Origin of the sequence: Fictibacillus sp. WQ 8-8 (assembly GCF_024494405.1) — a bacterium.
In the GTDB taxonomy this organism is placed as follows: domain Bacteria; phylum Bacillota; class Bacilli; order Bacillales; family Fictibacillaceae; genus Fictibacillus_C; species Fictibacillus_C marinisediminis.
Map to the genome: position 1 here is coordinate 576,722 of NZ_JAMXKG010000001.1, position 12,974 is coordinate 589,695.

Genomic DNA, 12,974 nt, shown 5'->3' on the forward strand with positions numbered 1-12,974 from the left:
ACGCTTTCAGTTTCCGTTTTTTTATATTATACTTGTCTGAAAATTAGAAATCTATGGTCGAAACAACTATAATATCAGGTGAAAAACTTTGTATTTTTGTAGGATTCTAACAAAGGAGGCCATAATGCTTACAACAGAGATTGCTGAGATGATTGTAAAAGAAACATCTACCCGCCTAAACCGAAACGTCAATATCATGAGCAATAAAGGAATCATTATCGCTTCCTGTGACTCTTCCCGCCTGTATCACATGCATGAAGGTGCATTAGAGGTATTGCAAACCGAACAGCCTTTTACCATTCCGATTAATCACAAAGGAAAATGGAAAGGAGCTCAATCCGGCATTAACCTGCCGATTGTTTTTGATTATAAAATTGTCGGTGTGATCGGAATTACTGGAGATCCAGAGGAAATGAGGGATTTTGGGGGACTGGTAAAAATGACAACCGAACTGCTGATCAAGCAGGCTTACATGGCCACACAGGCGGAGTGGCAGCAGCGAACGAAGGAGATGATCATTGAAAACCTGCTTAAAGAGGTGCCCGCCATGGAACATATCGAGCGCCGGCTAAGCCTCCTTCACATCAGCCTTGCTCCTCCCTTTTATACCGTTGTGATCCAGCTGGAGGACCGTTCTCTTTCCGATACGATGATTCTTCAGCAGCTTGAAAAAGCAGCTGGTGCATCCAGCTGCCTGATTGGCTTTGTGAACACCAACCGCTTATGCATTGTCCTTTCCGGCATCGGAGATGAAATGATCCAAAAGAAGGTAGAAGCGATCGATCAGGTGCTGAATTTTCTAAGACTGACTTTCCGGTTGGCTTACAGCACGCTTTTTATGGACCTTAAAATGTTTAATCAATCATATGAAGATTGTTCTCTTGCACTTGAAATCAGTGATGTTCATCAGAAAGTTGTCTCGTTTGCCGAGCTTGAAGCAAAAGCGCTCATCTATCAAACGGAAACAGCAGCCGGCACAAGACTCATTAAGCGCGTGCTCCATCGATCATTGCGTCCATTGATTGAAACCCTGCAGGTATTTTTTGAACATCATCTCAACATGCAGAAAACGGCAGATCACCTTCACATTCACCGTAATACGCTGATCTACAGGCTCAATAAGATAAAGGAAGAAACAGGGTATGACCCCAGGAATTTTAAGGATGCCCTTACCCTGCAAATGGCAATATGGATCTTGGAGAAAAAGGAAAAGGGAGCAGATTAATTTTTTGCTTATGCCTGGAATATGCTCTTATCTATTTACGGGCGCGTTTTAAAAAATTACGGTCGGCAGCACCTGCCGGACGATCGGGCTTGCCGGCAAAAGGGTTTAAAACCTCTAGCATTAGGTTATTGAAAAGTATAAACACTACTTTTAACACTAAGCCATTGAGTAGAACATACACTAGTGCTTCTCGCTGCTATTTTCACTTGAAAAAAGGAGGAGAATGATCATGAAGTATGGAAAAATTCTCGTGGCCATGGATGGATCGGAAGGAAGCAAACAGGCGCTGGAATACGGAATTGAGCTGGCAAATAGCATGGGCAGCGAATTAACGCTGGCTCATGTCTTGAATGAGCCTGCTTACCCGCTTTATGGAGAAGGGTATTCGATGGCGGCTTATCAAGATTCGATCGAACAGGAAGTCAGACAGGCAGCCACCCTGGAAAAAAGTCATGGGGAAGAGCTTTTAGCTCAAGCGAGCGACGCTGTTCCGAAGGATTTTATCAACGTAAAAACAGAACTGCTCGAAGGAGAAGCAGCTCGCTCCATCTGTGCCTATGCCAGCACAAATAACATCGACCTGATCATCATGGGAAGCCGCGGCCTAAGCGGATTAAAGCGTTTGGTGCTCGGAAGCGTCAGCCAAAGAGTGCTTTCCGAAGCGAACTGCCCGGTATTAGTGACGAAATAGGACAACAAGCAAAAAGCTTGCCGGCCTCTAATGAGACTGGCAAGCTTTTTCTGTGAACAGGAATCAGTCATGCAGAACTTTATCAAGTAGGATTCTTGTGTCTGCATCAAATACACCCGTATCCTTTACCTCAGGGTATTTCTTTTGAAACGTAAGAACAGCTGCTTTTGTTTTAGGGCCATAGATTCCGTCAACTGTAAGAGCAGACCCAATTTCATTTAGCGCTTTCTGGAGAATGCGGACCGCTTCCCCCTTGCTGCCTTCCTTCAAAACAATTTCCGGAAAACCAGAGGAATTGATTTTTTCCGAAAGGGCAGCATGTGTTTTCTTCCCATAAATGCCATCGACAACTAAATTTTTAGTACTCTTTTGAAATTTAATAACGGCATTTTTTGTTTTTGAACCGTAGATTCCGTCTGTTTTCAAACCGGCAGCCACTACTTTATTTAACGCCCATTGCAAAACTTTAACGTTTTCTCCTCTGTCTCCCGCTTTCAGCACGCCTGATTTTGGCAGCTGAAAAATAGAATAATCGGGCTTTTCTTGTGCTCCCGCAATTGAAGGTGCTCCCATAAGCAAGGCTGATGCTGTCAATACTGAAGCCGTAACTTTTTTCCATGGTTTCATAATAAGACCCTCTCCTTTAGACTCTCATTTTTTTATAAATCATTTGTGATTTACAATTCATTAGTCGTCACCGCACTTCAGAAGTTACAAAGAAAAAATACTTTTATCGCCCAAATTATGGTATAATATTCGGAATAATTAGAAAATAAAAGGAAGTGATTTCATGAGCATATTCGTTAGGCAAAAGAAAACACTCACTGTCCTTGCCCTTCTATTGTTCACCATTGCTGGATCGGCCTGGTACTATATCTCAACCACTTCCGTAACCGAACAGGTGGAAGCCTCCGGGACAGGACAAGCCTCTGCTGAATCCTACTCAACGATCATTTCTTCTTACCATCAATATTACAACAGGACCCTTTGCTTTGATGCCGATAACCACATCAACTGGAATGATCAGCAGGAACATGCACGCCAGCTCGTATCCAGAATTGAAACGCTCCAGGTAAAAAATGAAAACGTAGAGAGGGATTTGCAGAACGCCAAACACCTGGCACAGGATGTGGCAGCCTCTAAAGATAGAACAGCCCTGCTCTATCTGCACCGGATCTTCCATGACCTAGATAAAGCCGTAAATCATTACAAACAAAAAGACAGCTTCGGCTATACCTACACTGGAACCGGAAAACGCTGGTTCGGCGGCGGAGTCAATAAAGTAGAAGGATATATTGCAAAAAATTAAACGACCGTTTAAATGAAAAGAGGGCTGTCCAAGAAATCAACCACTCCTAAAAGCAGCAAAGGTTACGAAAACAGCATTTTCGATTCAAAAAATTAGTAACTCAACCCAAACCCAAACTCGTACTTCCCGGGAATCGTAACCGGCAGCTTTCCGCTCGGGTTGATCTCGCCGACAAGCGCTTTGGCAAGCGACCTAACAGATACATTTTGATTTCCATAGGTTAAGATATTGGACGTAACGTCCGGCAGGGTAATAATGTCGTACGGATTGCGCATGGAGGCAAGCACCACTGGTTTACCTGCCGCTTGCAGGGCCTTTACGAATTTCTGCTGAGCACTGTTCGTGTTAGCCGTATAAGCGGTAACCACCACGAGATCCGTGCTGGACGCTTGGTTCACAGCACTCGCCAGCTCGGCTGCAGTCGGACTGGCTGAGGTCGCATACCCGCTCGCCGCTATTCCTTTTTCGTTCAAAGCTGCGGCCAGCTCTGCCGGCTTACCGAGAGACGGCCCGGTCACGAGCACCTTGCTTCCCTCTTTTAAAGGCAGCGTATGGTTGTCATTTTTGATCAGGGTAATCGAGCGATCCGTCATATTTTCCGCTTTCTGAAGATTCTCTAGAAGTCCGATCTGGTTGATCGCACTTGGATCTACTAACGGCTGGTGGAACAAGCCGCGTTTAATTTTGGCTTTTAGAATTCGAATCACGGACTGATCCAGACGTTTTTCAGAGATTTCTCCGCTCTTCACCGCATTCAGCAGCCCATTATACGCAACATCCACATCCGGCGGATTTAAGAGAATGTCTGCCCCAGCTTTAAATGCTTCTACCGGCACGCGGTCAGGCGGTACGATATTGGCACCCGACATACCCAGGCTGTCCGTGATGATCAGCCCTTTGAATTTCATTTTTTCACGAAGCAGGCCGGTCAGGATTGGCTTCGATAACGTAGCCGGCATACCGGAATCATCAAGCGCAGGAACGACAAGATGGCCGGACATGATCGCATCGATGCCTGATTTAATGGCAGCCTTAAACGGCTTGAGGTCAACTTCATTCAATGTCTTCAGATCATGGTTGATGATGGGAAGACCAGAATGTGAATCCACATCTGTGTCACCGTGGCCCGGAAAATGCTTGGCGGTCGCCATCATGTTCTGTTCCTGATAGCCCTTCACCTGGGCGACTCCCATACGCGCGACGACATCCGGATTTTCAGAAAATGAACGGACACCGATGACCGGATTGTTAGGATTCACGTTCACATCCAGATCAGGAGCAAAGTTCAGATTGATTCCGAGGCTTTTCAGCTCAAGTCCCATGATGCTGGCCGACTGTCTGGCATAGTCTGTGGATTGAGCAGCAGCCAGCGCCATGTTCCCAGGGAAAACGGTGCCTGGCTCCGTCACCCGTGCCACAACTCCCCCTTCCTGGTCAGTGGAAACGAACAGCGGAATTGGAATCCTTTGTTTCATCGCCGCTTTTTGAATGCCGTTAGACAGGGCGTTTACTTGAGCTTTATCCACCGGCATCCCGATATTATCGGTCCAGTTAAAATAAATGACGCCTCCCAAATGGTACTTCTCAATCGCTTCTGCGAAGTTTTTCGCTCCTCGTTTTTGCTTGATATTGATTTGTTCATACGCAGGATCCTCAGCTGTTTTTCCATACACATGAATGATAAACACTTGGCCTGCCTTTTCTTCAACCGTCATGTGTTTCACAATACGCTTCAGCCAGGCATCATCCTTCTCCTTTTTCACCGGGCTTGAAGCGGCGAGTGACGATTGAGGAAAGACCAGCATAATGGCCATAATAATGAACAACGCTCGAATAAACTTGCTCGTCATTTTACTCCCTCCTTAATGTTTTATCTGCGCGGAATGGTCAGGTCCGCAATAATCGGACGGTGATCGGAAGCGAGTGTGTCGGTAATAAACGAAGATCTTGATTCGATCCGCGGTGAGGTTAAAATGAAGTCGATCTTGGATGAAGGTTTGTTCGCTGGAAACGTGCTCCCTGGTTCTCCGCTTCTCCATGTATCTTGGAGAGTGCTGAAAAGCGGCTTTAGTTCCGGTGCATTCGGCTGGGCGTTCATGTCTCCGAATAAAATCTTTTGGCGGGAGCTCTCGGAAAAGATAGAGAGCATATCGTTCACTTGCATGGACCGGACGGCTGGATCCGCTCGGTAATCGAGGTGCGTGGAATAGACATGAAGCTTGATCCCTTTAACATTGATCAAGGTTTGGGCAAAACCTGGTGCAGGAGCTGGAACCGGGTTGGGAACTTGCGTAGACAGTCTTGTGATCTCACGGTTCTCTGCCTTCAGAATGGGATACTTGCTTAAAACAGCGACCCCAAACTGGCGGTTCGGTTCTCCGGCATTCAGCGGCGGCAGATCATAGATTGGTGCGAAAAAATAATTCATTTGAAGCTTTTCAGCAAGGAGTTTAATATCGTCTTCAAACAAACTCCGGCTGCTCCAATGAACATCCACTTCCTGCAGCCCGATGATCTCGGCACCCGACTGGCGGATCACTTCAGCCTGAGCATTCAGATCATACACGTTCCCCATGCTGTTTCCGTAGTGCAGGTTATAGCTCATCACGCGGATATTGACTTTGTGCCCATTTCCCTGATCAGCCGCACTGGCGGCTAAAGGAGCAGAGAGCCCGGCGAAGAGTATAACCAGCAGCATACAGACTACTAGCTTTTTCATTTTCCTTCCTCCTCTCATTTCACATTCCTTTCCTTCCCTGAGATGTCATTTAAAGGGTATTATTCTGCCGACAGGTTGTCTATACCACTATGAGCCTATCTTTCAGAGCATTTTTTCAACTATCAATACTGATAAAATTAAGAAAGGAAAAATTAGTAAAAAAGTTATGTAAGAAAATTGTGTAAATTGCGACATTTTACCCAATTCAAAACTATTAATATTTGCTATTATTGTTGTAAATTGTAAGATATTGTTGAAGGAAAAGGAGGCCGGGAGCTTTTATTATTCGAAGTCCTGCACCCGAGAAACTTCAGCAGAAACAAAGACATAGAAAAAAATAAATATTGAGGGGTGTCAATATGAAGAAAATGGCAAGTGCTCTTGTAGGTATTGCGTTGGCTGGTGCTTTGTTGATTGGCGTCTATATCGCGGATCATTCAGCGGTAACGAATGCGGAACACGGAAAGACATTTTCTACGACAAATGGGTAACTGGTTGCAGATTTGTACTCCCAGACATTCACATAAACAGCAGAGAGGGAAAGAGAGCAATCTCCTTTCCTCTTTTTTTATGGGTTGCCAACTATTCTCTCTTGTATAGTAAAAAATTAGTAGAAAAGTTACCCTTAAGTTTTCAGGTAATTACGACAATTTACTCAATCGTTAAGTAGACCGGATATGCTAATATTGTGTTAAATTGTAAATTTATGCTAAAAGGTGGGCGTACGTTATGGAAGTAGAGCTGACGAGCACGGAACAGATGATTCAACTATTAAACGGCTGGTATCGTGAAATTCTCTCCCAAAACCTCGTAGAATCCCGCAGATTAAAGCTGGAAATCGATGAAAAGATTGAAACCATGGAAATGGACCCTACACAGACTCTCTTTATCTACTACTCTTTGTTAAGCTTCAGGTACCAGCTCCTTGTCAATGACCTTTGGGAAGCGCGGTACACCCTGAACAAACTGGATGTGGAGAAAAAAAGAGAAACAGACGATTTCTTATCCTATTACTTTCACTTCTTCAAAGCCATCTATGCTACGGATACTGGAAACTATCTCGAAGCCAAGCTGCACTATCAGCTGGCCGAAAAGATGTTAAACCAGTTTCCTGATGATATCGAAAAAGCAGAATTCAACTACAAAGTCGCGACCTTTTATTATCACACCCGTCAGCCCCTGCTTGCCGTCCGCCACGCCATAAAGGCAAAAGAATACTTTGAAGACAAATCCGGCTATGAAGTGAAACTTGCCGGCTGCGAAAATATCATCGGCCTTGCCTCAACATCATTAAAACAGTTCCGGGAAGCCGAGCATCATTTTCTAACCGCCCTGGACATTCTTCGTGTATACAATTTGAAAAAAGAACCGTTCGAACTTAAGATCCGCTACAATCTGGGCCTTTTATATGCCGAACAAAACCTCTCGGAAAAAGCGATTGCCCAGCTCACCGAGGTGTTTGAAGACAAAGCAACCGACTACAAAACGACCTTCCTGATTGCCCGGGAACACGTCAAGCTCAGGAATCATGACATTGCCGACGACTGGATTATTCAGGGACTGAAAATAGCAAGAGATGCACAAAACGAGGAATACATTCACCATTTCTCCATCCTGAGCGAGTACAACCAGTCCTCCTCAGCTGAACAATTGGAACAAACAGCAGCCGCTGCCATTCCATACTTTCAATCCGTCCAGCTCTGGGGATTTGTCCAGGACTACGCGGAAAAACTCGCCTCCGAGTTCTACAACACAGAGAACGACCAAAAAGCGAGCAAATACTTTCACATGGCGTATACAGCCAAGCAAAAGCTAATGTATGAGACAAGCAGCTGACGAGTGTCAGCTGCTTTTTGTGGTTAGATCAAGGGCCCGTTCCGGCAGAGTCCACATAATATCCCTTATCATTTTTCTTCACATAGAAAATGATTGGGGTCATTCCGGTCTCGCTGTTGAAATCGTTCCAGGCAACCTCATATCTTTCCCCGTATTTTTTATCCTGTCCATTGCTTGTAATACGGGCGAGGAAGCTTTGATAGGGATAGCCCTCATTGACCAAGTATTCTCGTATCGCCGATTTTTGAGAAGAACCATCATGGATGGAAGGAGCCAGAATCGGTGGAAGAACAAATAAAAGAACGGCAATCATCAATCCCCATAAGTAATGCTTTCTTTTCATGGGATAACCCCCTTACCCTTCTCATTATAAACAAATATTGGAAAAATATCGTGGTAAATAAATCTCTTCGTATCTCCATTCGCTGACAATCCGCTGCTGCAAAGATATAACGGAAGGAAAAGCTGGCGGTGGTGAGTTTTTCATGGGATTCGCATTATTTGCGATCGTTTTAGGAGCGGGCATCTTATTTTCCGATGCCGGCGGCGACATTAAAACATTGGCGATTATTGTTCTTTTCACAGGGAATGTTTTACTTTTTGAGCCAAAAAGAAGCAGACTAAAGGAAAAAGCAGCTAGCCAAAAGGCCAGCTGCTTCTTTTTTTAATTCTTTTCTACATGCTCTTAAAGTTTGTGGAAATGTTTCTGTTTCGAACCTTCATCAAGTTGATTGGAGTGCAAGGTGCGAGACTCCTCGAAAATGAATTTCACATTTTCTTCGTGCGATATAACGCTGCCGAAGCCTTCCTTGTCCTGCGGGACATGCGGGGCAGGTGAGATCCGCAGGCGCTTGCGCCGAGGAAGCTCAGCGCACGCCCCGCGGAAAGCGAGCACCTGAAACGGAAATCAACCACTTCCAAAGCTTACTAAAACGCTATTCCATCGAATCTCTTTTTGGAACTTTACTCAAGAAAGCCAGCAAAGTGATCACGGCCACGATCACGAGACAGACCGTTGTGCCGATAATGTTATCTTTATTGAAGATGAAGAAAATAAAAATGACGGATAATAGCACCGCACCAAGAATCGTCGTAAAAGGAAAACCCCTCACTTGGAAGAATGGCTTTTCCTCATAATGGCGGCGCAGCTTTAACTGGGCCAGACAAATGGCGATCCAGATGAGAAGGATCGTGAATCCAGGAATCGACATCATATACCCAATAATCTTTTCCGGTGTCCTATATGCAAGATATACACCAAATAAAATACAGATGGACGTAATGATGATACCGTTGATCGGAATACCGTTTTTGGACACCCTAAGAAATTTTTTAGGCGCTTCTCCGCTTTGTGCCATTGAGAACAGGGTTCTTGACGTCGCATAGATCCCTGAGTTTGCCGCTGATAGCACAGCTGTTAAAAGAACAAAGTTCATGATGTGCCCGGCTCCAGGGATTCCTGTAATATCGAAAACCTGGACGAAAGGACTTTCAACAAGGGATACTTTATTCCAAGGCATCAGACCACAGATGATCAAAATCGGAAGAATATAAAAAATAACAACTCTCCCTACCGTCCCTTTGATCACTTTCGGCAGTACCTTTTGTGCATCCTTCGTTTCGGTTACCGCAACTCCGATCAGCTCGGCTCCGCCATAGGAGAACATAACGATTAAGAACGCGCTGAGCATACCGCCGATCCCGTTAGGAAAGAAACCGCCATGAGCAGTGTAATTATTTAATGGCTGATCAATCGAGCTCGGAATCACACCGAACAAAATACAGGCTCCTAAAATGATAAAGGCCGTCAGCGCAACGATTTTAATTCCAGCAAACCAAAACTCGATCTCACCATAGTACTTTACTTGAAACAGATTGATTCCAATAATGAAGATGGCACAGAAAAGAGCTAGCAGCCATAGCGGCGTTGAGGAAAACCAGTATTTCAAAAAGCTGCCCGCAGCCAATATTTCAACAATCGTGACGATCCCCCACTGCACCCAATAAAGCCAGCCAACGATAAATGAAATCCGATGTCCAAATGCTTTGTGAACGAGATTCTGAACATTTAAATTTGGATAGACAATGGCCATCTCCGCCAATGCCGTCATAACAATGAATAATAATGCCCCGCCTAATAAATAAGCTAAAGCGACACTAGGCCCTGCCAAACTGAGCGTGTCTGAGCTTCCTTTAAATATCCCCGTTCCAATCATCCCCGCTAAGGCGATAAATTGAACATGACGCGGCAATAACCCCTTTTTTAAATCCTGCTGATCTTTTTCCATGCTGCCCCTGCCTTCCTTTAGCATTGTTTACCATGAAACGCTTTAAACGCTTAAAGTGCCATTATACATATTTTCAGAGAAATACACCATTTGTATTTATAACCAGCCACGGTCAGAGCCCGCTAGTTAACAAGCCGCCCTTGGTCCTTCCAGTAGGCTTTCCTCAAATGCACCTTTTGGATCTTTCCGGAGCCGGTCTTCGGCAATTCTTCCACGAAAACGATAATGGTCGGCGCCTTAAAGTGTGCAAGCCGGCTGCGGGCAAACGTGATCAGCTCGTCCTCACTAGCCTCGTGCCCTTCCCGGAGCACGACGATGGCTTGCGGTGTTTCTCCCCATTTATCATGAGGGACTGCGATAACGGCTGCTTCCAGAACAGCGGGGTGATCGCTTTCGATTTCAATCGGTATTTCTCATCATTCGTCAAATGATCCTGTGTGTCCCGGATGATGGACGTCGTAATGAGCGGCGAGGCTTCCGTCATGCCGTACACCTGGATAAACTCCCACTGCAGTTCTTCCTCAACCCGCTTCACGAAGGCTGGCGGCGGTGCCGAACCGGCAATGACAATACGGAGGTTGCTAACCTCTTTAACGGTCTCTTTCTTGTCCGCATACTGCAGAAGTCCATTAAGGACGGTCGGAGCCATATGCATGACCGAAACTCCATGATCGTTCACTTTTCTAAAAATCTCTTCAGGTACTACCTTTTTGAGGAAGACCTGTGTCGCTCCGTTCGCCGTAAAGTAAAAAGGCGAGCCCCAGCCGTTCACATGGAACATCGGAAGCACATGAAGCAGGACATCACGATCGGAAACCCGCAGATGATGCATAGATGTAAGCGCATGCAAAAAATTGCTCCGATGTGACAGCATAACCCCTTTCGGTTTGCCGGTCGTCCCGCTCGTATACAAAAGCGTCGCCAGGTCATTCTCATCCATCTCCGGACGGTCAACAGGTGCTGTGTCGAACTGATCCAGCCAGTTTTCATAGGGAATTAAACCGTTCCCTACCCGTTCAAGACCATGCACTATAATGGCTTCAACCGTCGTTAACTGTTCTCGAATTGGCTCGATTTGGTTCACCAGTTCATGGTCAACAAAGAGTACTTTTGATCCGCTGTGATTCAGTATGTATACATAATCTTCCGGCTTTAGCCTTGTGTTGAGCGGTACCATAACAGCCCCAAGCTGCAGCACGCCGTAAAATCCTTCATACATCTCGGACGTGTTTGGAGCTAGATAAGCGACACGATCTCCTTTTCCAACTCCAGTTTCAATTAGCCCACGTGAAAGCTGGTTGACCCGGTTATTCACTTCACTGTATGTATAGGTTTGCTTTTCACCGATTATCGCAGCTTTCTTTCCATACAACTTTACCGCACGATCAAGAAATTGAGGCAACAGCATTGGCACATTCAACGAGTGATCCCTCCACAGCTTAAATAATTAGAAATTTTAGTCTATTATAACATAGTCTGTTATATAACAAGTAGAGTTAAGATATCTCTTAAAATACGATATTCCTTTTTCTTTTCATAAAATATTAAGTAATACTAGACATTACTTAATAGAACTCCTGTCGTTCTACAGCTCTCCCCTGCAAGCGGTACTTATGGGATTTGGCTCCGTAACGAACGATAAAAAATGAATTTAGACATATAAATTTACCTGCGGAAGCGTTGAAAAAGAGATCAACTTGTCAAAACCCTCATCAATAACCCTCTTCTGTGGATTAGGAGGCACTCTAGGCAGACCGTTACTTGCGGTTCGACACTCTTTACTTGCGGAAACGAGGCTGTTACTTGCGGTTCGACAGAGTTTACTTGCGAAAATGCTCCTGTTACTTGCGGTTCGACAAGGTTTACTTGCAAAACACATCATTTTCATAAATGCGCCCACCTGATCCAACCCACCACACAAAAAAACCACCCAGCACCGCTGAATGGCTCCCTGCTAATCTATTACTCTTTCGCTTTTCCCCCAGCTGCCCAGTGCTTCCCTTCAACCTCAGTAACAAGCACTCTGACCTGCTCCGGCTTCACGTTCAGCGTGCTGGCTGCCGATTCGGTCACACTCGCAATCATGTTCTGAATCTGCTCGTCGGATCGGCCTTTAATGATCTGCACCTGAATGATCGGCATCTCTATTTACAGGAGAACGATACGCTGCCGAGCTCGTCGAACGTGGCAATGATGGTGTCGCCCGGCTCAAATGCAATGGCTTCTGATAGAGCGCCGCTCAGGACGATGTCGCCTTTTTTAAGGCCTTCGTTCCTCTCTCCCATCTTATTCACGCACCAGGCAACCGCTGCTGCCGGATGCCCGAGCACGGCCGCTCCAGCTCCTGTTGTGGCCACTTCGCCGTTTTTGGACATAACCATGCCGATATGGGCAAGATCCAACTTGTCTGGCGAGATCCACTTGCTTCCGGCTATGAACTTCGCAGACGAGCAGTTATCTGCCACCACATCAACGAGCGTGAATTTAAAGTCCTTGTATCGGCTGTCAATGATCTCGATGGCAGGTGCTATGTACTTGGTCGCCTTCAGTACATCCTCAGCCGTAACGTTCGTTCCCTGCAGATCCTCACCCATTAAAAAGGCGATTTCAGGTTCGGCCTTTGGATGAATAAGCTGGTTGAACCGAACAGGCTCCCATTCGTACGCGAGCATATCCGTGAGCAGATAACCATAGATTGCCTCGTGAACACCCATCATCTCCTGCTTCGCTTTGCTCGTTAAGCCAAGCTTGATCCCCGCTCTTCGTGCTCCCTGTTTCATCTTTTTTTCAATCAAACGCTGCTGGATATCATATGCTTCATCTATGGCAAGGTCCGGATTCTGGTCCGTCAGCTTGATGACTTCACGGATATCGCGTTCTGCGCCCAAAAGATAGTCTACCATTTC

At 45.6% G+C, this 12,974-nt stretch carries 13 protein-coding genes and 1 pseudogene; 6 read left to right on the forward strand and 8 right to left on the reverse strand.

Going from position 1 to position 12,974, the window contains the following annotated elements; genetic code table 11:
• Nucleotides 1-124 precede the first annotated feature (124 nt).
• Together M1K46_RS02815 and M1K46_RS02820 are read left to right on the forward strand one after the other, a co-directional pair.
• A complete protein-coding gene (locus M1K46_RS02815) occupies nucleotides 125-1,225 on the forward strand; it encodes a CdaR family transcriptional regulator (protein WP_256224795.1) in 1,101 nt (366 codons plus the stop codon).
• Nucleotides 1,226-1,454: 229 nt separating this feature from the next.
• Nucleotides 1,455-1,916, forward strand: coding sequence for a universal stress protein (locus tag M1K46_RS02820; protein ID WP_175501751.1), 462 nt, complete (start codon nucleotides 1,455-1,457; stop codon nucleotides 1,914-1,916).
• Between the two features lie 63 nt (nucleotides 1,917-1,979).
• Here the strand turns inward: M1K46_RS02820 and M1K46_RS02825 are convergent, their stop codons facing one another.
• Nucleotides 1,980-2,543 carry a peptidoglycan-binding domain-containing protein gene (locus tag M1K46_RS02825; RefSeq protein WP_091002562.1) on the reverse strand — a complete coding sequence of 188 codons (564 nt, stop codon included), beginning with the start codon at nucleotides 2,541-2,543 and terminating at the stop codon, nucleotides 1,980-1,982.
• A 163-nt stretch (nucleotides 2,544-2,706) separates the two neighbouring features.
• Between M1K46_RS02825 and M1K46_RS02830 the strand changes: the two genes are divergently transcribed.
• A complete protein-coding gene (locus M1K46_RS02830) occupies nucleotides 2,707-3,225 on the forward strand; it encodes a hypothetical protein (protein ID WP_256224796.1) in 519 nt (172 codons plus the stop codon).
• A gap of 92 nt (nucleotides 3,226-3,317) precedes the next feature.
• On the opposite strand, the gene M1K46_RS02835 is transcribed toward M1K46_RS02830, so the two are convergent.
• Together M1K46_RS02835 and M1K46_RS02840 are read right to left on the reverse strand one after the other, a co-directional pair.
• Entirely contained in the window at nucleotides 3,318-5,075 is a 1,758-nt protein-coding gene (locus M1K46_RS02835; RefSeq protein WP_256224797.1) for a glycoside hydrolase family 3 protein, read from the reverse strand.
• Nucleotides 5,076-5,095: 20 nt separating this feature from the next.
• Nucleotides 5,096-5,944 carry an endonuclease/exonuclease/phosphatase family protein gene (locus M1K46_RS02840; RefSeq protein WP_256224798.1) on the reverse strand — a complete coding sequence of 283 codons (849 nt, stop codon included), beginning with the start codon at nucleotides 5,942-5,944 and terminating at the stop codon, nucleotides 5,096-5,098.
• Nucleotides 5,945-6,303: 359 nt separating this feature from the next.
• Here M1K46_RS02840 and M1K46_RS02845 point away from each other — a divergent pair, with 359 nt between their 5' ends.
• Together M1K46_RS02845 and M1K46_RS02850 are read left to right on the forward strand one after the other, a co-directional pair.
• Entirely contained in the window at nucleotides 6,304-6,435 is a 132-nt protein-coding gene (locus tag M1K46_RS02845) for a Phr family secreted Rap phosphatase inhibitor (RefSeq protein WP_256224799.1), read from the forward strand.
• Nucleotides 6,436-6,673: 238 nt separating this feature from the next.
• On the forward strand, nucleotides 6,674-7,780 hold the full coding sequence (locus M1K46_RS02850) for a tetratricopeptide repeat protein (protein WP_053356796.1): 1,107 nt from the start codon (nucleotides 6,674-6,676) through the stop codon (nucleotides 7,778-7,780).
• 28 nt (nucleotides 7,781-7,808) lie between these two features.
• Here the strand turns inward: M1K46_RS02850 and M1K46_RS02855 are convergent, their stop codons facing one another.
• Entirely contained in the window at nucleotides 7,809-8,123 is a 315-nt protein-coding gene (locus tag M1K46_RS02855; RefSeq protein ID WP_256224800.1) for a hypothetical protein, read from the reverse strand.
• 142 nt (nucleotides 8,124-8,265) lie between these two features.
• On the opposite strand from M1K46_RS02855, the gene M1K46_RS02860 reads away from it, so the two are divergent.
• The gene (locus tag M1K46_RS02860; protein ID WP_256224801.1) at nucleotides 8,266-8,448 is read left to right on the forward strand and encodes a hypothetical protein; all 183 of its coding nucleotides are present in this window, start codon (nucleotides 8,266-8,268) and stop codon (nucleotides 8,446-8,448) included.
• Nucleotides 8,449-8,715: 267 nt separating this feature from the next.
• Here the strand turns inward: M1K46_RS02860 and M1K46_RS02865 are convergent, their stop codons facing one another.
• The 4 genes and pseudogenes from M1K46_RS02865 to M1K46_RS02880 form a co-directional block, all read right to left on the reverse strand.
• Complete coding sequence (locus M1K46_RS02865) at nucleotides 8,716-10,068, reverse strand: amino acid permease (RefSeq protein WP_256224802.1); 1,353 nt, start codon at nucleotides 10,066-10,068, stop codon at nucleotides 8,716-8,718.
• Between the two features lie 122 nt (nucleotides 10,069-10,190).
• A pseudogene (locus M1K46_RS02870) lies at nucleotides 10,191-11,488 on the reverse strand (AMP-binding protein).
• A 542-nt stretch (nucleotides 11,489-12,030) separates the two neighbouring features.
• Nucleotides 12,031-12,210 (reverse strand): 2-hydroxymuconate tautomerase family protein, encoded by a 180-nt coding sequence (locus M1K46_RS02875; RefSeq protein WP_091002536.1) that lies wholly within the window; start codon nucleotides 12,208-12,210, stop codon nucleotides 12,031-12,033.
• A gap of 2 nt (nucleotides 12,211-12,212) precedes the next feature.
• Nucleotides 12,213-12,971 carry a 2-keto-4-pentenoate hydratase gene (locus M1K46_RS02880; RefSeq protein ID WP_256224987.1) on the reverse strand — a complete coding sequence of 253 codons (759 nt, stop codon included), beginning with the start codon at nucleotides 12,969-12,971 and terminating at the stop codon, nucleotides 12,213-12,215.
• Nucleotides 12,972-12,974 lie beyond the last annotated feature (3 nt).